Genomic DNA, 21,848 nt, shown 5'->3' with positions numbered 1-21,848 from the left:
AGTAAAAATAGGAGGGAATTTTAATGTCAATTGAATCTCAATCTGTAGAGATAAGTGAGAAGTATAAATGTAAAAATAATAAAGGTAAATATATAGCAGAGAATGTAGCTAAAAATATATTTTTTATTAGTGCATTAGTTGCAGTAGTAAGTTTACTTCTTATAATAGGATTTGTATTTTATAAAGGATTAACGCCATTCATAGCAAAGGGATACTCATTTACTAAATTTATAACAGGAGTTGACTGGTTACCTTCGTCTGATAAATTTGGTATTTTACCAATGATAGTGGCTTCATTATTAGCAACAGGTGGGTCTTTAATAATAGGTGTTCCAGTAGGTATATTAACAGCTGTATTTATTGCAGAAATAGCACCTAAAAAAGTTGCTAAACTAATGTCACCTGCAGTAGAACTATTAGCGGGTATACCATCAGTTTTATACGGTATATTTGGACTATCATTTATAGTACCTGGTATACAAAAAGCCTTTAATTTACCAAAAGGTCAAAGTCTATTAGCAGTAATAATAGTTTTATCTATAATGATGTTACCTACAATAATATCAGTATCTGAAACCGCAATAAGAGCAGTACCAAAAGCTTATAAAGAAGGTTCTTTAGCCCTAGGTGCTTCGAAAATAGAAACTATATTCAAAGTGATTTTACCAGCAGCTAAATCAGGAATATTAGCAGCTGTAGTACTAGGTATAGGTAGAGCATTAGGAGAAACAATGGCTGTAATATTAGTTGCAGGTAACTCTCCAGTGATGCCAGGATCTTTGATGGAAAGCGTAAGACCACTTACAACAAATATAGCTCTTGAAATGGGATATGCATTTGGAACTCATCAAGAAATGCTATTTGCTACAGGAGTAGTATTATTCTCATTTATATTAATTTTAAATCTAGTTTTAAATAAATTATCTAAGGGGGTAGATTAAGGTGAGGAAATTAAAAGATAATATATTAAAGTTTTTAATCTATCTATCAGCAGTATTTACAGTAGGAACATTAGCTATAATAGTAGGATATATATTTACTAAAGGTATAGGAAAACTTAACTTACAATTTTTAATAAGTGATTACTCATCGTCTGGAGATGGTGGAATACTTCCTATGATAATAACAACAATTTATATGGTTGTACTTTCTATAGTTATAGCAACACCGATTGGTATATTATCAGCTATTTATATGCAAGAATATGCTAAGCAAGGTAAATTAGTAAAAGCAATAAGATTTGCAACAGAGAGCTTAGCAGGAATACCATCTATAATATATGGTCTATTTGGAGGGATTTTCTTTGTAACTGTTTTAAAATTAAGTTTTTCAATTTTATCAGGAGCGTTAACAGTTGCAATAATAATATTACCTTTAATAATAAGGACTACAGAAGAAGCTTTAAAAACTGTACCTAAAGCTTATAGAGAAGCTTCTTTAGCTCTTGGATCAACAAAATTCCAAACTTTATATAAGGTAGTTCTTCCAAGTGCAGTACCAGGGATACTTTCGGGAATAATATTATCTGTAGGTCGTGTTATAGGTGAATCAGCAGCGATATTTTTAACTGCAGGTACTGTTGCTCAAATGCCAACCGGAATATTTAGCAGTGCAAGAACATTGACTGTTCATGCATATCTTTTAACTAAAGAAACTGGAGATATTGAAACGGCTGCAGCGCTAGGTATAGTATTAATAGTCATAGTATTAACTTTAAATACTATAGCTAAAATAATAGCAAATAAATTAAATAAAGCAAATTACTAAAGTTTATATAAATATAGAAAATATATCTGAGAGGTAAGGATTATGAGTATGATAAATAAAACAAAACTAAATGTAAATAACTTAGATTTATTTTATGGAAACAATCAAGCTTTAAAAAAAATAAATATGAATATAAAGTCAAATAAAGTAACTGCATTAATAGGTCCTTCTGGATGTGGTAAATCTACATTCCTAAGAACACTAAATAGAATGAATGACTTAATAGATAATGTAACAATAAAAGGAAAAATAGAAGTTGATGGTGAAGATATATATAAATCTGACGATGTAATAAAATTAAGAACAAAAGTAGGTATGGTATTTCAAAAACCAAATCCGTTCCCAATGAGTATATATGATAATGTAGCTTACGGTCCAAGAATACATGGTATAAAAGATAAAAAAGAATTAGATAAAATCGTAGAGGAAAGTTTAAAAGGTGCAGCAATTTGGGATGAGGTTAAAGATAGACTTAAGTCTTCTGCTCTTGGTTTATCAGGTGGTCAACAACAACGTATATGTATAGCTAGAGCAATTGCTATGAAGCCAGAAGTAATACTTATGGATGAACCAACATCAGCTCTAGACCCAATATCAACTTTAAAAGTTGAGGAACTTATAGAAACACTTAAGAAACATTACACTATTATAATAGTTACTCATAATATGCAACAAGCAGCACGTATCTCTGATGAGACAGGATTTTTCTTAAATGGGGAATTGGTAGAATTTAACGAAACTAAAACTATATTTACTAATCCTTTTGATAAGCGTACAGAAGATTATATTACAGGTAGATTTGGTTAGAATTTATATAATATAAAAGGAGTAAAATCATGATGGTTACAAGGTTAGAATTTAACATAAATACTTTAAGAGAATATGCAATCAGGATGGTTGAAAAGTGTGAAGATGCAGTTTCTTTATCAATAAATAGCCTAGTAAATAAGGATTTAGATAGTGCAAGAAAAGTTATTAAGTTAGATGAAGATATAGATACGTTAAGAGAATATATAAGGGATAGAAGTATAGAATTAATTGTACTAAAGCAACCAATGGCAAAAGATTTAAGGTTTATATATGCTTTAAGTAATATAGCTATAGAATTAGAAAGAATAGGTGATTATGCTGAAAATATAGCTGAAGAGGCACTAGCTATAGAAAATGAAGATCATATTATGAAATTAAATCGAATAGAAGAAATGGGAAGTGTATGTTTAAGTATGCTTAGTGATATAAAAAAATCATTATCTGACTGTGACGAAAAGTTAGCATATGATATAGCATCTAGAGATGATAAAATTGATGAAATATATAAAATTTCTAAGCCAGATATTATAAGTATAATGAGCGAAAAAGCTAAAAATGTAGAACAAGGAACAAGAATTTTATTTGTAGCTAGATATCTTGAAAGAATAGGGGACCATATAACTAATATATGTGAAAAAATTATATACGTAGCTAATGGTAAAATGATAGAGATTGATTAAAAATAATTTGCATAATATAAGTAGATAAACACTACAATATTGTGCAAATTATTTTTATATAATGAAAGTTATTTTCATATAATAAAATTAAGTAGTTTTATATTTTAGATAAATATATAATAGTATATTACTGAAAATTCAGAAATTTTTAAAGAATTATAGTTGTACTATTGGAAAAATTTTGTTTAAAGTATAAAATTATATAAGAGAGATTTAACAATTCAATTAATTAGGGGGATTAAAATGAGTTCGAAAGTTATTGAATCAGTAAGTGGATTACTTGAGGAGACTGTAGTTGAGATTAAAGCAACTCAATATGTAAAAAATGTTATAAATCAAGTTAAAGAAAGAAATAAGGGGGACGAAGAATTTCATCAAGCTGTTGAAGAGGTTATAAAATCTTTAGAGCCTGTATTAGTTAAACATCCAGAATATATGGAGGAAAGTATCTTAGAAAGAATTGTAGAGCCAGAAAGACAAATTATTTTCAGAGTTCCTTGGATTGATGATAGAGGTCAAGTTCAAGTTAATAGAGGTTTTAGAGTACAATTTAATAGCTCAATAGGACCTTATAAAGGTGGATTAAGATTTCACCCTTCGGTAAATGGAAGTATAATAAAATTTTTAGGATTTGAGCAGATATTTAAAAATTCATTAACTGGATTACCTATAGGGGGAGGAAAAGGAGGAGCAGATTTCGACCCTAAAGGAAAATCAGATAGAGAGATAATGAGATTCTGTCAAAGTTTTATGACAGAGTTATATAGACATATAGGTCCAGATGTAGATGTTCCAGCTGGAGATATAGGAGTTGGAGGAAGAGAAATAGGATACTTATTTGGACAATATAAAAGGATAAGAAATGCTAATGAGCCTGGAGTCCTAACTGGAAAAGGATTAAATTATGGTGGATCATTAGTAAGAACTGAAGCAACAGGGTATGGTCTTATATACTTTGTAGATGAAATGTTAAAGGCTCATGGAGAAAGTATTCAAGGGAAAAAGATTGTTATATCAGGAGCGGGAAATGTTGCTATATATGCGGCACAAAAGATACAACAATTAGGGGCAACTGTAATTGCAATGTGTGATTCTAATGGATACATAGTTGATGAAAATGGGATTGATATAGACTTAATTAAACAAATCAAAGAAGTTGAAAGAAAGAGAATTAAAGAATATGCAGAAAGAAAACATAATGCTCATTATTTTGAAGGACAAAAAGGCATTTGGTCAGTAAAGTGTGATATAGCTTTACCTTGTGCAACTCAAAATGATATAACTATAGAGGAAGCTAAAGTATTAGTTAATAATGGAGTAAAAGCAATTGGAGAAGGTGCAAACATGCCTTGTACAAATGAAGCTTTAAATTATTTACTAAAAAATAATATTTTAGTAGCTCCAGCAAAGGCTGCAAATGCAGGAGGAGTTGCAACATCAGCTTTAGAAATGGCGCAAAATAGTATGAGGCTTTCATGGTCATTTGAAGAAGTAGATAACAAATTAAAAGAAATAATGATAAACATATTTAATTCATCTAAAGAAGCTGCTAAAGAATATGGTAAAGATGGCAACTATGTTGTAGGAGCTAATATAGCTGGATTTATTAAAGTAGCAGATGCTATGATGAGTCAAGGGATAATATAATAAATTTTATCGGAAATTAATATATGATGTATTTAATGATTACATATTTTATTTTTAAAATTATAATTATTAAATACATCTTTTTTTATAAAAATATCTAGAATTAATAGGGAATATTGTATACAGTCTACCAATATATTTTTTTTTAGATTATACTATATAAGTAAATATATCGGTATAATCACATCGGGAGGTTTAACAGTTGAAAATTAAGCTAGGTATGAGGACAATTAAGACTGGTATAGCGGTTATGCTTTGTTGCATATTTGGGCAGTTTGTTATACAAAAAATGTTTTTTGCAGTTGCAGCGTGTGCATTATCAGTCCAAGATACAGTACGTGGATCATTAAAAGAGGGGCTAGGCAGAGTAAGAGGGACAATGCTTGGAGGATTGATTGGATACTTAATGGCTATTATTAAACCTGAAGATCCAATTTTATGTGGAATAGGTGTAATGGCAGTTATATATGGATGTACTATATTAAATACAGGTGGGGGAATCGTATCAGTAGTAACTTTTTCAGCAATATACTTAGGAAATATAAGTGCTGAACCAGGGTATTATGCAATTCATAGAGTTATAGATACATCAATGGGTGTAATCTTTGGAGTACTTGTAAATTACATGTTTGCTAGACCAGATTACCTAAAAAATACAGTAAGCGAATTTATAAATATGGAAATATTATCTAAAGAATTTATAAAATTAAGAATTATAAATAATGAACACTTTGATATAAGCAAATATAGAGAATCATTTAATAAATTAGAATGTGTGTACTCTAAATTTCTAGATGAGTTAGATTTTAGTAAAAATAATGTAAATACAGATGAACTAGAAGAAGCAATTGGTATATGCGAACAAATATATTTTCATATGAAATCTATAGAATTATTAGAAGAAAAGCTTTATCTAAGTAAAAAAAACTATAAAATATTAAAGAAGTTTTATAAAGGAGAGGAGTTTAACTGGGATATAGATGATCATAAATCTCCTGTATTTAACTTTCATTTAGAAAAAATAATAGAAAAGATAGATAAATTAAGTTATATAAATGATTTCAAATAACAATTCATTAATAAAATATAGCTCCTCTACAAATATTAGATATATAAGCCTATTTGGGAGGTGCTATATGAAACCTATCTATATAGAAAATCAAATTTTAAGTAATTATAAATCAAAAATTTTTCAAGAATTAATAAGAATTATATGGTATGAAAATCTAAATGATATAAATGAGATTCCTCAAAAAGTGCTAAAAGATTTGCGAAATGATATAAATAAGGAAATAGATGAAGGAACAGTTATCAACTTAATAAGAATAATAATGGGTCTTGATCCTATTGATAGAATCGATGATGTAAATTTAAAAGGTTTAATTAATGAAGCTACTAATCTAAAACAAATTCAAATGCCTGTAATTTCTATAATAGATGATGCTTGCAAGTATTGTGAAAGTAGTAAAGGTGAATGTTTAACTAAGAGTAAGCATATACATTGTAATAAGGAAAGTACATGTAGTTCATGTGGACAATGTATGTATAAATGTAAGCTAGGTGCTATATCGGATAAAATTGAGTTTATACCGATGATAAATATGCTTAAGAGTAAAGAGTATCCAGTATATGCAGCAGTAGCGCCAGCTTTTATTGGACAATTTGGAGAAAATGTAACTGCTGGAATTTTAAGAAGTGCCCTTAAAAGTATAGGATTTGAAGATATGATAGAAGTTGCGTTTGCAGCTGATATACTTACAGCTAAAGAAGCATATAGCTTTTATGAAAATATGAATAATAATAATAAGGAATTTTTTATAACAAGTTGCTGTTGTCCTGTATGGGTTAACTTAGTAAAAAATAAATTTCCTATAGTGGCTGATAAAATATCTACATCTGTATCGCCAATGATTGCTTGTGGAAGAATAATTAAAATTTTGAATCCTAGTGCAAAAGTAGTTTTTATTGGACCATGTATAGCTAAAAAGGAAGAAGCTAAGGAAGATGCTTTAAATGATGCAATAGATTTTGTACTTACTTTTGAGGAGATAGAGCAAATTTTTAAAGCTTTAAATGTAAACTTATTAGATATTGAAGAAGATGCTAGAGAAGAATCTTCTTACTGTGGACGAATATATGCAAAATCAGGGGGTGTTAGCAAATCTATAGAAGCTACATTAAAAGAAATTGACTCAAGTATTAAGTTTAAACCTATAGCATTTCAAGGTGCTAAAGAATGTATTGAAGGTTTAAACAAAGTTATAAATAAAGAACTAGATGTTAATTTTATAGAAGGAATGGGATGTATCGGGGGTTGCATAGGAGGACCTAAGAAACTTTTATCAGTAGATAAGGGTAGTGCAAATGTGGACAAATATTCAAATGAAGCGGATATGAAAACGCCACTTGATAATTTAAATGTAGCTCAATTTTTAATACAAATAGGTATTTTAAAAGTAGAGAATTTAAATGTTAAAGATCATGAAAAAATTCAAAAAATTTTTGAGAGAAGTACTAAATGATAATTTAACTTAATCTTTATTTAAAGGGGATTAGAATATGGGGGATAATAGAAAAGTATTAAAAATATTAATGGGGGTATTTGTAAGTGCAATTTTGATAAGTATAGGTATTTCTTTTAAATATAGCTATAATATTAAAGATAAATATAGCAATATTGATGATAGCTTAAATTCAAATAAAAGTGTAACTGAAATCATAGATAATAGTGCAAATGAAATAAGTAAAGGTCCTGGAGCAACACAAGATAAAATAGCATATATAACAATAGATGATGGGCCATCAAAGTATACTAGTCAGATATTAGATATATTAGATGAAAATAATGTAAAAGGTACATTTTTTATGTTAAATGATAATATGAAAAAATATGAGGATGAAATAAAAAGAATGGTAGATGAAGGACATGGAGTAGGATTTCATGGTGTTAGTCATGATGTAGAAGAATTATATAAAACTGCAACATCTTCTTTAGAAGAGTTTGAAACTTGTAATAAAACACTTTATGATATTACAGGAGAAACATCAAAATTAATAAGACTTCCATATGGAAGTAAACCATATACACCAGAAGTAAATTACAATAATCTAATTGATAATGGATATTTAGTTTGGGATTGGACTCTTGATACATTAGATTGGAAATCAAGTAAAGATCAAATTGTAAGTAATATATTGTATTATGGAAGAGAAAGAGAAGAAATAGTAGTTTTAATGCATGAAAAAGAAGAAAGTGTAAAAGCATTAAGTGATACGATTAAGATTTTAAAAGAGAGGGGGTATACTTTACTTCCTATAACTGAAAATATAGAGCCTAAAAACTTTTGGGTAGGGAATACTAATAGCTAAAATTACTTATATTATTATAAGTAATTGACAATAATAATGATAATTAGATATAATTAATAAATAAAATAATATAAAAAAATACAGTGAAGAAGAGGAGTATGTAAATACTGCTAATAGAGAAGAAAACTCATAGGCTGGAAGGTTTTCTAAGTATAGGTTTACAGAAGGTAGCTTCGGAGTTTCTAGGTTGAATTAATAGTAGACTTAGACGGTGAAAATCGTTAAAATTTATTGAGAGCTAAGAGGAAAATTTTTTGTATTTGAATGATGCAACGATACAATTTTGAATTTAAATCTTAGAATTAAGGTGGTAACGCGAGCTTTTCGTCCTTATTATAAGGACTAAAAGCTCTTTTTTATTATACAAATTAGAATAATTAATAAGCAGGAGGAAATATCAATGGAAAATACTAATTTATCAAAAACGTATAATCCTAAAGACTTTGAATCAAGATTATATTCAGAGTGGGTAGAAAAAGGATACTTTAAATCTAGCCCAAATCCAAATAAAAAGCCATTTACAATAATGCTTCCACCGCCTAACATAACTGGGCAATTACATATGGGACATGCACTTGACCATACATTACAAGATATACTTATAAGATGGAAGCGTATGGACGGATACGAAGCTTTATGGCAACCAGGAACTGACCATGCTTCTATAGCAACAGAAGTTAAAGTTGTTGAAAGAATAAGAGAACAAGAAGGAAAATCTAAGTACGAATTAGGAAGAGAAGAATTCTTAAAGAGAGCTATGGATTGGAGAAATGAATTTGGTAGAAAAATAGTAGACCAAATGAAACAATTAGGAGATTCTTGTGACTGGGACAGAGAAAGATTTACAATGGATGAAGGATGTAATGAAGCTGTTACTGAGTTCTTTGTGAAACTTTATGAAAAAGGTCAAATATATAGAGGAAACAGAATAATAAACTGGTGTCCAGATTGTAAAACTACTTTATCTGATGCTGAAGTTGAACATGAAGAGCATGAAGGTAAATTCTATCACATAAAATACCCAATAGCAGGTAGTGATGAATTTTTAGAAATAGCTACAACTAGACCAGAAACATTATTAGGAGATACAGGTATAGCTGTAAATCCAGAAGATGAAAGATATACTCATTTAGTAGGAAAGCATGCAATACTTCCATTAGTAGGAAGAGAGCTTATAATAGTTGCTGATGATTATGTTGATGCAGAGTTCGGTACAGGTGCTGTTAAAATGACTCCAGCTCATGACCCTAATGACTATGAGGTAGGAAAAAGACATAATTTAGAGCAAATAAATGTAATGAACGAAGATGGAACAATGAATAGTTTAGCTGGTAAGTACGAAGGTATGGACAGATATGAGTGTAGAAAACAACTTATAGCTGATTTAGACGAAGCTGGATACTTAATAGCTATAAAAGATCATAACCATAATGTAGGTTCTTGCTATAGATGTCATACAGTAATAGAACCAAGACTATCAGATCAATGGTTTGTTAAAATGGACGAGCTTGCAAAACCTGCAATAGAGATACTTAAAAAGCAAGAATTAAAATTTGTTCCAGATAAGTTTGATAAAACTTACTTACAATGGTTAGAAAATATAAGAGACTGGTGTATATCAAGACAGTTATGGTGGGGTCATCAAATACCAGCTTATTACTGCCAAGATTGTGGTGAAGTAATAGTTGCTAAATCTAAGCCACAAGCATGTAAGTGTGGATGCACTAACTTAAAGCAAGATGAAGATGTACTTGATACTTGGTTCTCTTCAGCATTATGGCCATTCTCAACATTAGGTTGGCCAAATAATACAGAAGAATTAAACTACTACTACCCAACTAGTGTATTAGTTACTGGATACGATATAATATTCTTCTGGGTAGTAAGAATGGCATTTGCAGGAATGTTCTGTATGAATGAAAAGCCATTTGAGCATGTATTAATACATGGACTTGTAAGAGACTCTCAAGGTAGAAAAATGAGTAAATCTTTAGGTAATGGTATAGATCCATTAGAAGTAATCGACCAATATGGTGCTGATGCGTTAAGATTCATGTTAGCAACAGGAAATTCCCCAGGAAATGATATGAGATTCTACATGGAAAGAGTAGAAGCTGCAAGAAACTTTGCTAATAAGTTATGGAATGCGTCAAGATTCGTATTCATGAATATAGATACAGAAATAATGGAAGGTGTAAATAGAGAGTCTGTTGAAGCTAATTTAACTTTAGCTGATAAGTGGATAATCTCAAGAGCAAACAATGTTGTTAAAGAAGTTACTGACAATATGGATAAGTTTGACCTTGGTATAGCAGCTCAAAAGATATATGACTTCGCATGGTCAGAATACTGTGACTGGTATATAGAAATAGTTAAACCAAGATTATACAGTGAAGATAAAGAAGCTAAACAAGCTGCTTTATATACATTAACTTATGTATTAGAAAAAATATTAAAATTATTACACCCATATATGCCATTTATAACAGAAGAAATATATACTCATTTACCAACAGTAGAAGGAAGTATAGTTATATCTTCATTCCCTCACTACACTGAAGCTGATAATATGGCTAAAGAAGAGGAAATGATGAGCTTAACAATGGATGGAATAAGAAATATAAGAAATGTAAGAGCTGAAATGAATGTTCCACCATCAAAGAAAGCTAAGGTAATAATAGTTCCAACTGAAGAAAAGAAAGAAGCGATGGTTGCAGGTTGTGATTACTTTGTAACATTAGCATCTGCATCTGAAGTTGAAATAGTGGCTAATGAAGATAATATACCAGAAGATGCTGTAAGTGTTGTTATAGATGGAGTTAAAATATTTATACCTCTTGATGAATTAGTTGACTTTGCAAAAGAAATAGAAAGATTAAGCAAAGAAAAAGCTAAATTAGAAAGTGAAATAAAGAGAGTTAACGGAAAACTTTCTAATGAGGGATTTGTTGCAAAAGCTCCAGAGGCATTAATAAATGCTGAAAAAGCTAAAAAAGAAAAATTCGAAGAAATGATGAAGTCTGTAGTAGAAAGACTTGAAAATTTAGAATTAAAAATGAAATAGATAACTTAAATCAATGATAATTTAGTTGACTTAAAGATGAAAATAGTTAGTACAAGCAGATTAAGAGAATTTGCAATGTACTAACTATTTTTTATTATATTAGATATAAAGTTATAGTCAATTTATTTTGAGGATTTAGTATATAAGAAATATATTATTCTATAATATTGTCAGAGTCTTCGAATTCATTTTTTACGTAGTTATTTAGAATTGTTAGTATTAAATTATCTGTTGTGGTACGATTTTCTGTAGCTAAAATATCTAATTGAACTTTTAAGTCTGTCGGTAAATTGTTACTTAAAATATTTTCGTTATTCATTAAACATCACCTCTTAAAATTTATTATCTCCAATATGTGTATAAATAAGCCATATAAATATTTATGATAAAATTTAACTATAGATGACTTTGAGAAAATAGTAACGTACATTTTTTATTTTATAAAATTATGTTTTATTTTTATTATGATATAAATCATTAATATATTTTATTTTTATGTTAATAATATTTTTATACAACATAAAGGAGGTATATTGATTTGTTTAAACATGATAAAGCTTTATTACGTGAAGTAAAAGTAGAAAAACCTAATCCTCAATATGCTGTTCTTATGCAAGAACAATTAGGAGGAGCAAATGGTGAGTTAAAGGCTGCAATGCAATATTTATCTCAAAGTTTTAGGGTAAAAGATCCACAACTAAAAGATTTATTTTTAGATATAGCAGCAGAAGAACTTAGCCATATGGAAATGGTGGCTCAAACTATTAATTTATTAAATGGACATGAAGTTGACTATAATAAAGTTGGACAAGGTGAAATAGAGACACATGTATTACCTGGATTAGCTCCATTTTTAATAAACTCATCAGGTGAGCCTTGGACAGCAAATTATGTAAGTGTGACAGGCGACTTAGTGGCAGATTTATTATCTAATATAGCATCTGAGCAAAGAGCTAAAGTTGTATATGAATATTTATATAGACAAATAGAAGATAAATATGTAAGAGAAACAATAGACTTTTTACTTAATAGAGAGGAAGCACATAATGCTTTATTTAGAGATGCTTTAAATAAAGTACAAAATACTGGTTCAAATAGAGATTTTGGAGTTACTAAAGATTCTAAATTATACTTTGATTTATCAACTCCTGGACCAAATCATGACACTGTATTAAATAATGTTAATCCACCTTCTTTTGAACAACCATTAAAGAAATAGTAATACATATAAAGTGTTAATATTACTGAGATTAACTTAATATTATAAAAAAATTATTTATAAAATAAAAAATATTATATATAAACCATAAAGTGACCTTTGAGTAGGTCATTTTTACTATGTTATAAATTTATGTACTAATATGTATTAATATAAAATTATAGGTGTTTAATAAAATAGAATAATATGGAAATAGGGTTTTATATGATATATAATAATGAAAAGTATATTATTTTTAGGGGGAAAAGGTGGACTATATATTAGACATAGCAACGACTATATTTGAATATTCAAGCTGGGTAATTATATTAGATGTAATATTTATATTAATAAAATTTTATAAAGAGAGAGAAGAGAATGAAGATTACTTAGTTTTAAAATTAATAGGATTTTATCTTCTAGGATGTTTTACCTTTAATATAGATATTTATATCAAATTCATAATTCCAGTAGGATATGGAATCTATGCTTTATGGATGAAAGATAAAGATAGAAAAAATAAAGTAATTAAACACAAATCAGCCAATCTAGGAATAATAGTATTAGGAATTGGAATTGTATGTGGCTTTATTTATAATGGACTAGAATACCGAGATAGATTTGTAAGAATAGAAAATAATAGTGTTAAAGGTATAGAAGATGATTATAAGTTAATAGAAGAAAATCTGAAATTAAATGATTACATTATACCTAAAGACTTTAGATTAAGCTATTATGATGATAATATAGAGAATATAAGTTATTCATTTATAAGTGATGATAAATATTATAATATATCTAAAAACAAAGAGGATGAAGGCTATAATATAATGATAAATAAGTATAGTGATAAAGTAGACTCATACTGGAATGCATTTTATAATTATAATGAAATAGGAACAAATACAATTGAAATAAAAGAGCTTTTAAAAGCTATATCTAATATTAAATTTGATACAAGTAAAACTGATAAAGAAATAGTATCTTACTATTTAACTTATGATGAAAATAACTATTCAACAGGAAGTGAACAAGTAGATAATGGTGATACTATATACTATATAGAAGACTATGAGAAATATACATATAAAAAGGCTCAAAGAAGAGAATTACCAATGAGTGGTGGAATTATTTGGTTTAGCCTTATGAAGGAAATGTCAAATAATACAGAAGATACATATGGTACAGAAAGTGTATATACTGATGCCTATGTGTTATATCCAAGGAAAAATCAAGAACTTATAGATGATAATATATCATATTTAAAAGTTAAAGACTTAAGAGATAATAAAGAAGAAATTTTAAGTATTGAAGATGATTATGAAAAGATATGTAGCTTATTAGATTCTTTTGAATTTATAAGTTGGGAAGAGCAAAATGATGATTTTAATCTTCAAGGTGATATTATATTAACTATAAATGATGATACAGATATTAGTTTAGAATTTTACAATAATCAAGAGTATGTAAGATATACAAGTAGTGATGAAAATGTAATTTATAAAATAAATAAAGACATCTATAATGAAGTAATTAAAAATATCCATTAGAGTACTCTAATGGATATTTTTAATTTATATATACAATAAATTCTTTGTTATAGATATATAAATATACTATAATTAACTTATAAAATATAGAAATTTTATAAGTTAAGTCAAAATGAATCATAGATATTATATAGATAATTTATAAAAAATGACAAGGGGGAAGAAGGATGAATTACCAAGAATCATTAAAATATATAGCAGATACTCATAAGTTTGGTATAAGATTAGGATTAGATTGTACTGGAAAATTATTGGAGCTTTTAGGTAATCCTCAAGAAAATTTAAAAGTGGTTCATGTAGCAGGTACAAATGGAAAAGGATCAGTTTGCTCTTTTGTAGCAAATATTTTAAAAGAAGAAGGATATAAAGTAGGACTTTATACATCTCCGTACTTAGAAACTTTTACAGAAAGAATAAGAGTAAATGGAGAAAATATACCAGAGGATGATGTTGCAAGAATAATAACTTTAATAAAAGATAAAATAGATATAATGGTTAGCGAAGGTTATTCTGCACCTACAGAATTTGAAATAGTAACTGCTATGGCATTTTATTATTATAATGAACAAGAAATAGATTATGTGGTTCTAGAAGTTGGACTAGGTGGACGATATGATTCTACTAATGTAATTAAGAATCCATTAGTAAGTGTATTAGTATCTATAAGTTTAGATCATATTGGTGTTCTTGGGGATACTATAGGAAAAATAGCTTATGAAAAAGCTGGAATAATAAAGGAAAATGGAACCGCTATAGTATATAAGCAAGTTAAGGAAGCAGAAGACGTTATAAAAGAAGTTTGTAAAGATAAAAATGCAAACTATATAGAAGTAAACTTTGATAATATATATATTAAAAAATCAGATATATACTCTCAAGTATATGATTGTGATATTATGTTAGAAAAATTTGATGACATAGAAATAAAATTAATAGGAGATCATCAAATAAATAATTCAATAGTTGCATTAAATGTAATTAAGTATTTAAGAGATAATAAAGATGTTAAAGTAAGTAATGAATCTATAAGAAAAGGTCTTTTAACTACTAAGTGGCCTGGAAGAATAGAAAAGATAAAAGAAAATCCTATGTTTATAATAGATGGAGCTCATAATGAAGATGGAGCAAAGTCATTATCAAAGGCTTTAGATAAAAACTTCCCAAATAAGAAATTAACAATGCTAATAGGGATGTTGGCAGATAAAGATATAGATAGTGTATTAAAAATACTGATGCCTAAGTTTGATAAAGTGGTAACTACAACTCCAGATAATGATAGAGCTATAAATAGTGAAGAATTAAAAAATAAAATATCTAAGTATGTAGATAATGTAATTTCAATAGAGAATATAGATGATGCAGTTAATTATACTTTAAATAATTCTAAAGAAGATGATGTAATAATAAGTGCTGGATCATTATATATGATAGGAGCAGTTAGAACTTTAGTAAAAGAAAAAGAGCTTTTAATTCAAAAATAATACTAAACAAAGTTACCCTTGGATTTATTCAAGGGTAATTTTTATATAGAAAACTTCTATACAAAAATATTATAGTATAGAAGTTTTCTATATAAGTTTACTTAAAAATATCATTTGGTATAATTGAACATGGTCAAAAGCTTGTAATTATAATATAAAATTATATATTTAGAGGGAGATTAAAAAATGAATGTAAAGAAAATAGTAAAATCACTATCAGTTGGAATGCTATTAGTATTAGCAATAGGTGGCTTAGTGGGGTGCTCTTCAAATAAAGGGGAAGTAGGCTATAACAAAATAGATTCTACTAAGACTGAAAAGTTAGCTGATGAAAATGAAAATGTACTAGTAATAGATGTTAGAGATGAAGAAAATTATATAAAAGGTCATTTAGCAAATGCTATAAATATACCATTTGATGAGTTTGAAGGAAAAATATCTGAGTTAGAAATATATAAAGATCAAAAAATACTATTAATATGTCATACAGGTAATAAAAGTGGTAAGGCAGCTAAGATGTTAATAGATAATGGGTTTACTAAAGTATATAATGCAGAAGATGGTATGGATGAATTTGATTATAAAACAGTTGATTATACTAATGTAACTGGAAATGAATTTGAGAAGTTAGTTGAAGAAAATAAAGATGCTTTTATATTAGATGTTAGAGATGCAAAAGATTATGATAAAGGTAGTATAAAAAATGCAGTTAATATACCTATTGATGAAGTTGAATCAAGATTAAATGAAATTGATGATCATAAAGATGAAGATATATTAATATATTGCTCTATAGGTAGAAGAAGTGCTCAAGTAGCTGAATTATTAAAAGATAAAGGTTTTAAAAACGTAGTCAACTCAGTTGATGGTGTTAAAGAATACGATTTTAATTTAGTTAAATAATATATTAAAGTAAAATGGGGGTATAAAATACTTATTTTTATATTCCCTAATTTAATTTAAAAGCTAATTAAGTAGAAAGGATATATAAGTTTATCAATATGAAAGAAAATAGAAAAAAGAGTTTAAATAAAACATTTTGGATTACATTAGGAATAATTTTAGTATCATTATTAATTTACATATTTAATCCATCAGTAAATAAAGTTATTAATAAAATGACATCATATTTAATATCTCTTGATATGGATGGTTTAAAGGAATATATATTATCCTTTGGAATGTGGGCTCCGGTAATATCATTTTTATTAATGATACTTCAGTCAGTTGCAGCTCCTCTTCCAGCATTCGTAATAACTTTTGCTAATGCTGCGCTATTTGGATGGGTGTATGGAGCTATACTTTCTTGGTCTAGTGCTATGGCTGGAGCAACATTATGTTTTTATATAGCAAAGTTTCTTGGTAGAGGTGTGGTAGAAAGCTTAACTAGTAAGTTTGCACTTGAAAGCATAGATAAGTTTTTTGATAAATATGGAAAGCACACTATATTAATATCAAGATTACTTCCGTTTATGTCTTTTGACTTAGTAAGCTATGCAGCAGGTTTAACATCAATGAGCTTTATATCATTTTTTGTAGCCACTGGAATAGGTCAGCTTCCAGCAACTATAGTTTACTCATATGTAGGAGGAATGCTTACAGGTGGTGCTAAGTTAATGATGACTGGGCTTCTTACTTTATTTGCATTAAGTATACTAATATATGTAGCTAAAAAGGTATGGAGTGAAAAGCATAATAATTAATTTCTTATGGATGGAGTATTAAAGCATAAATCTATGTTTTATACTGTCATCCTATTTTATATATAAGAGGTGTTTATAATGAAAAAAATAAACCTAAATAAAAAAACTTTAGAATTAGTAAAAGGTAAATATGATGATTGTATTAATTGTAAACTATGTTACAATAATTGTCCTATGATGAAGGAATATGGATCATCTCCCAAAAACATAATGAAAGATATATTAAATGAAGAATCAGTAAATAAGGATATACCTTACTCTTGTATGTTCTGTAATCTTTGTAAAGAGAAATGTCCAAAGGATATAGATTTGAAAGAAATGTACTTAGGAATTAGAAAAGATATAACTAGTAACAATAATAAGGAACTAAAATCTTTAGGGTATAATACAGTAAAATTTCATCAGATAAATAGCTTTTCACCATTGTTTTCAAGAAATTTTGTAACTAAAGATACTAAAAAAATATTTTTACCAGGATGCAGTTTATCTAGCTATAGTCCAGAAATAGTTATTAAGACTTTTGAGTATCTAAAAGATAGAATAGATAATATATCTTTAGCAGTAGAATGTTGTGGTAAACCAACACTAGCAATGGGGGATACTGATAAGTTTAAAAAATATTACTCTAAATTAGACAAGTTGTTTGAAAGTAATGATATAGATGAAGTTATAGTTGCATGTCCCAATTGTTTTGATACAATAAGAAACAGTAGTAAGAATATAAAAGTAACTACTTTATGGAGTGTGATTAAAGAATATAAAGTACCAAAAGAACTTAAATATTATTATAAAGACATAGATCTTGAATTCTCCCTTCACGATCCTTGTCCAATAAGAAAAGAACCTAAAATACATGAAGCAGTAAGAGAGATATTAAATGATTTAGGTGTGAAGATAATTGAATTTGATAAAAATAGAGAAAATAGTGAATGTTGTGGATCAGGAGCTATGGTTAGAGTAACTAACCCAGATATATCAATAAAACAAACTAAAAGAAGAGCTAATCAAGCAAAAACTGATACAGTAATTTCATATTGTGAATCCTGTTGTGAATCTATGATGTCTGTTGGAAAGAATTCACTTCACTTATTAGATTTTATTTTTAATAAAGATGTAATAAATAAAAGGTCATTTACTCAAGATAAAACATCAGTAATTCATAAATGGAAGATGAGATATAAAACTATACAAAATGGAAAAAGTAAAAAATTATAAGTATGGAGAAATTAAAGTGAAATATGATAAAAGGATATTAAAGATAACATTAGGAGTATTATTTTTAACTATAATAGGGATAGTTATTTATAAGATATGTAGTTTAAATTTAGGTGTAGAAGATATAAAAAACTACGTACAAAGTTTTGGTAAAATTGGACCAATTGTGTATATTATAATGTTTGCATTAGTACCACTTACATTCTTTCCAGATTCTGTACTAGCAATAGCTGGAGGGTTAATTTTTGGATTATTTAAAGGATATATATATACGGCTATAGGAGCATTAATTGGAGGAACTATATCTTTTTATATATCTAGATATTGGGGTAGAGAAATAATTAAAAAACTTACCAAAGAAAAATTAGATAATATAGAAGTTATGATAAATAATAAAGGATTTACAATTATATTTTTATTAAGATTAATACCACTATTTCCATTTGATGTTATAAGTTATGGAGCAGGTCTTACTTCTGTTAAGTATAAAGATTTTATATTAGCTACGTTCGTTGGAACGATTCCAGGGATATTAGTATTTACAAACCTAGGATCAGAAGCTGTGAATATGGGTAGTACAAGCTTTTATATATCAATAGCTTTATTAATACTTTTATTTGTGGTTTCTATATTCTTAAAAAATAAATTTATATCAAAAGAGTTAAAGAATAATACAAAGTAAAGCTAGGAGGAATAAATGTTAGATACACATGCTAGAAAATATGTTAATCCATTTATTGAAATGGGTGCAAAATTATTTTTGAATTTAAAAATGAGACCAAATCAAATTACAATGTTAGCTCTTTTATTAGGTATATCAACATCTATATTTATATATTTTGATAGGCCCTTATTAGGATTAGTAATACTTTGGATATCGGGGTATTTAGATGCAGTAGATGGTGCAATGGCTAGAAAAAGTAACTCTAGTTCATCATTTGGAACAGTGCTTGATATAGTATCTGATAGAATTGTTGAAGTAAGTATGATAATTGTATTTGGCATTAAGTTTATAGACGTAAGATTTAACTTACTTATATTAACAGCATCAATATTAATGTCAATGACTATATTCTTAACTGTTGGAGCTTGCTCAGAGAAGAAAGGAATGAAGTCATTTTATTACCAAGCTGGGGTAGCAGAAAGAACTGAAGGATTTATATTATTTTCACTTATGATATTACTACCACAGTACTTGGGGATAATTACTAATATATTTTCTGTATTAGTATTATTTACAGCTGGGCAAAGATTTTTCGAAGCCAAAAAAATATTAGATTAGGAGAATTAATATGAAAAGGAAATTATTAAGTTTATTATGTGTAGTGCTAGCAATAGCTGTTAGTTTAGTAGGATGTACAAGTAAAACATCTACAGACAAGAATATAAGTATTTTAGATAGTAATTATGATGAGATTTTAGAAAAAGCTAAGGGTACTACTGTTACTTTCTATGGATATGGTGGAAATGAAGTAATGAATAAATGGTTTGATAGTTATGTAGTAGACCAAATGAAGGAACAATACGATATAACAGTAAAAAGAGTAGGTATGAATATAGATGAAATACTAAATCAATTACTATCAGATAAACAAGCTAATAATAATGATGGTTCAATAGATGTAGTTTGGATAAATGGAGAAAACTTTAAGACAGCTAAGGAAAGTAATTTATTATTAGGTTCATTTGTAGGAAAGCTTCCAAACTTTAATGACTATGTAGATACTGCATCAGAAGATGTTACTACAGATTTTGGTACAGAAGTAGGTGGAATGGAAGCACCATGGGGGAAATCTCAATTTGCAATAGCTGTTAATTCTGATAAAATAACTCAAACTATAACAGATACACAATCTTTAAAAGAAGCTATAACAGCTAACCCAGGTAAATTTACATATCCAGCATTACCTGATTTTACAGCGAGTGCTTTTGTTAGAAATGTAATATACGACATAGTAGGTTATGAAAATGTTGCAAACTTACCAGAAGATAAAGAAAAAGTAAAAGAAGCTATACAACCTGCTATAGATTATTTAAATGAGATAAAGCCTTATTTATGGAATGAAGGAAAAACATATCCATCAACTACATCTCAATTAGATAATATGTATTCAGATAATGAAGTCTACTTTACTATGACATATTCTCCAAATTCATTAAAGGGAAGAATGGAAACAGGTGAACTTAGCAGTACTACAGAAATAATAGAGTTTAAAAATGGAAATTTAAGTAATACCCACTTTTTAAGTATACCATTTAATTCTCCTAATCAAGCTGGAGCGATGGTATTAATAAACTTTTTAATGAGTGTAGATGCTCAAGCTTCAAAGACTTTCACTGAAAACTGGGGAGATACAACCGTTTTAGACATGAATAAAGTTTCAGATAGTGAAAAGTCAGAGTTTAGTGAAGATAGTATAACAATAAGTAATTCAGTCCCAGAACTAAGTGCAGGTATGGTACCTATAATAGAAGAAATATGGACTGAAGAGGTGTTAGAAAGTGAATAAAAATCTAAAGCCATATTTACTCATAGCACCTTCTGGAATCATATTAGCGTCTATTATGATTGTTGGAATATATAATTGTATAGTACAGAGCTTAGGATATTTTCCACAGATAGGTATGAATAGTATAACTTTAGATTATTATAAAGAGATTTTAGGAGAGGCAACTTTCTTAAAATCTCTTCTCTTTAGTATGAAAACTTCATTAATTTCAGCTTTATTATCAGTTTTAATAGGAGTTATACTAGCGTATTTATTATGCCAAGATAAATATTCAAATTTCAGAACATATATATTAAATATACCAGTTATAGTACCTCATATAATCGTAGTTATATTGATAATATTCATATTCTCTAAGACTGGTATAATATCTAGAATACTTTTTAACTTAGGAATAATAAATGATTCATCTCAGTTTTTGAATTTAATATCAGATAAAAATGGAATAGGAGTAATATTGGTTTACTTATGGAAGGGAACGCCTTATGTTATTCTTACAACTTATAATATACTAAAAAATATAAGTGGAAAATTAGAATTAGTAGCATTAAATCTAGGTGCAAGTAAGTTTCAAAGTTTTATATATATAATTTTGCCTCTATCAATGCCAACTATAGTTTCATCATTTATAATATTATTTGCATTTTCTTTTGGATCATATGAAGTTCCATTCTTAATAGGACCAAGTACACCTAAAGCTCTATCAGTATATTCATATGTTAATTATATAAGCTCAGATTTAAGAAAAAGATCTTTAGCTATGGCTATAAATACGATTTTATCCTTAATAAGTTTTGTTTTGTTAATAATATATAATAAAATATTTTATAAAATATATAGATACAAATTATAGG

At 27.9% G+C, this 21,848-nt stretch carries 20 protein-coding genes and 1 other annotated feature; of the genes, 19 read left to right on the top strand and 1 reads right to left on the bottom strand.

Translation table 11 applies throughout. The features are described 5' to 3' along the window. Positions 1–23 precede the first annotated feature (23 nt). From pstC to I2A66_RS06605, 9 genes are all read left to right on the top strand, one after another. Positions 24–941, top strand: a complete 918-nt coding sequence (gene pstC / locus I2A66_RS06645; RefSeq protein WP_122638954.1) for a phosphate ABC transporter permease subunit PstC — start codon at positions 24–26, stop codon at positions 939–941. Between the two features lies 1 nt (position 942). After that, positions 943–1,767, top strand: a complete 825-nt coding sequence (gene pstA, locus I2A66_RS06640; RefSeq protein ID WP_195251284.1) for a phosphate ABC transporter permease PstA — start codon at positions 943–945, stop codon at positions 1,765–1,767. Between the two features lie 42 nt (positions 1,768–1,809). Then, positions 1,810–2,574: a phosphate ABC transporter ATP-binding protein PstB gene (gene pstB, locus I2A66_RS06635; protein WP_122638956.1), complete on the top strand. Its 765-nt coding sequence runs from the start codon at positions 1,810–1,812 to the stop codon at positions 2,572–2,574. 29 nt (positions 2,575–2,603) lie between these two features. Then, a complete protein-coding gene (gene phoU, locus I2A66_RS06630; protein ID WP_122638957.1) occupies positions 2,604–3,257 on the top strand; it encodes a phosphate signaling complex protein PhoU in 654 nt (217 codons plus the stop codon). A gap of 243 nt (positions 3,258–3,500) precedes the next feature. Then, positions 3,501–4,904, top strand: a complete 1,404-nt coding sequence (gene gdhA, locus I2A66_RS06625; protein ID WP_164488978.1) for an NADP-specific glutamate dehydrogenase — start codon at positions 3,501–3,503, stop codon at positions 4,902–4,904. Positions 4,905–5,106: 202 nt separating this feature from the next. After that, complete coding sequence (locus I2A66_RS06620; protein ID WP_122638958.1) at positions 5,107–5,973, top strand: FUSC family protein; 867 nt, start codon at positions 5,107–5,109, stop codon at positions 5,971–5,973. Between the two features lie 67 nt (positions 5,974–6,040). Beyond that, positions 6,041–7,426: a [Fe-Fe] hydrogenase large subunit C-terminal domain-containing protein gene (locus I2A66_RS06615; protein ID WP_195251282.1), complete on the top strand. Its 1,386-nt coding sequence runs from the start codon at positions 6,041–6,043 to the stop codon at positions 7,424–7,426. 37 nt (positions 7,427–7,463) lie between these two features. After that, a complete protein-coding gene (locus I2A66_RS06610) occupies positions 7,464–8,273 on the top strand; it encodes a polysaccharide deacetylase family protein (protein WP_122638960.1) in 810 nt (269 codons plus the stop codon). Between the two features lie 74 nt (positions 8,274–8,347). Next, positions 8,348–8,608 (top strand) — a binding site (T-box leader). 65 nt (positions 8,609–8,673) lie between these two features. Continuing rightward, positions 8,674–11,337 carry a valine--tRNA ligase gene (locus tag I2A66_RS06605; protein ID WP_122638961.1) on the top strand — a complete coding sequence of 888 codons (2,664 nt, stop codon included), beginning with the start codon at positions 8,674–8,676 and terminating at the stop codon, positions 11,335–11,337. Between the two features lie 154 nt (positions 11,338–11,491). On the opposite strand, the gene I2A66_RS06600 is transcribed toward I2A66_RS06605, so the two are convergent. Further along, entirely contained in the window at positions 11,492–11,656 is a 165-nt protein-coding gene (locus tag I2A66_RS06600) for a hypothetical protein (protein WP_164488979.1), read from the bottom strand. A gap of 219 nt (positions 11,657–11,875) precedes the next feature. Here I2A66_RS06600 and I2A66_RS06595 point away from each other — a divergent pair, with 219 nt between their 5' ends. The 10 genes from I2A66_RS06595 (at position 11,876) to I2A66_RS06550 (ending at position 21,847) form a co-directional block, all read left to right on the top strand. Continuing rightward, positions 11,876–12,556 (top strand): manganese catalase family protein, encoded by a 681-nt coding sequence (locus I2A66_RS06595; protein WP_195251280.1) that lies wholly within the window; start codon positions 11,876–11,878, stop codon positions 12,554–12,556. Between the two features lie 248 nt (positions 12,557–12,804). After that, entirely contained in the window at positions 12,805–14,085 is a 1,281-nt protein-coding gene (locus I2A66_RS06590; protein WP_195251278.1) for a hypothetical protein, read from the top strand. 167 nt (positions 14,086–14,252) lie between these two features. After that, positions 14,253–15,566, top strand: coding sequence for a bifunctional folylpolyglutamate synthase/dihydrofolate synthase (locus I2A66_RS06585; RefSeq protein WP_122638964.1), 1,314 nt, complete (start codon positions 14,253–14,255; stop codon positions 15,564–15,566). 186 nt (positions 15,567–15,752) lie between these two features. Continuing rightward, entirely contained in the window at positions 15,753–16,469 is a 717-nt protein-coding gene (locus I2A66_RS06580; protein WP_122638965.1) for a rhodanese-like domain-containing protein, read from the top strand. 98 nt (positions 16,470–16,567) lie between these two features. Continuing rightward, complete coding sequence (locus I2A66_RS06575) at positions 16,568–17,269, top strand: TVP38/TMEM64 family protein (protein ID WP_122638966.1); 702 nt, start codon at positions 16,568–16,570, stop codon at positions 17,267–17,269. A gap of 78 nt (positions 17,270–17,347) precedes the next feature. Further along, positions 17,348–18,484 carry a (Fe-S)-binding protein gene (locus tag I2A66_RS06570; protein ID WP_122638967.1) on the top strand — a complete coding sequence of 379 codons (1,137 nt, stop codon included), beginning with the start codon at positions 17,348–17,350 and terminating at the stop codon, positions 18,482–18,484. After that, positions 18,462–19,166 (top strand): TVP38/TMEM64 family protein, encoded by a 705-nt coding sequence (locus I2A66_RS06565; RefSeq protein WP_122638968.1) that lies wholly within the window; start codon positions 18,462–18,464, stop codon positions 19,164–19,166. The genes I2A66_RS06570 and I2A66_RS06565 overlap by 23 nt, the downstream gene beginning before the upstream one ends. A gap of 15 nt (positions 19,167–19,181) precedes the next feature. Then, positions 19,182–19,766, top strand: coding sequence for a CDP-alcohol phosphatidyltransferase family protein (locus I2A66_RS06560; RefSeq protein WP_122638969.1), 585 nt, complete (start codon positions 19,182–19,184; stop codon positions 19,764–19,766). A 10-nt stretch (positions 19,767–19,776) separates the two neighbouring features. Then, the gene (locus I2A66_RS06555) at positions 19,777–20,994 is read left to right on the top strand and encodes an ABC transporter substrate-binding protein (RefSeq protein ID WP_147516639.1); all 1,218 of its coding nucleotides are present in this window, start codon (positions 19,777–19,779) and stop codon (positions 20,992–20,994) included. Further along, positions 20,987–21,847 carry an ABC transporter permease gene (locus I2A66_RS06550; RefSeq protein ID WP_147516638.1) on the top strand — a complete coding sequence of 287 codons (861 nt, stop codon included), beginning with the start codon at positions 20,987–20,989 and terminating at the stop codon, positions 21,845–21,847. The genes I2A66_RS06555 and I2A66_RS06550 overlap by 8 nt, the downstream gene beginning before the upstream one ends. The last annotated feature ends 1 nt before the right edge of the window (position 21,848 follow it).

The sequence above is a fragment of the Romboutsia sp. 1001713B170207_170306_H8 genome (assembly GCF_015550495.1).
Lineage (GTDB): Bacteria > Bacillota > Clostridia > Peptostreptococcales > Peptostreptococcaceae > Romboutsia_E.
This window is presented reverse-complemented; position numbering and strand designations above follow the sequence as displayed.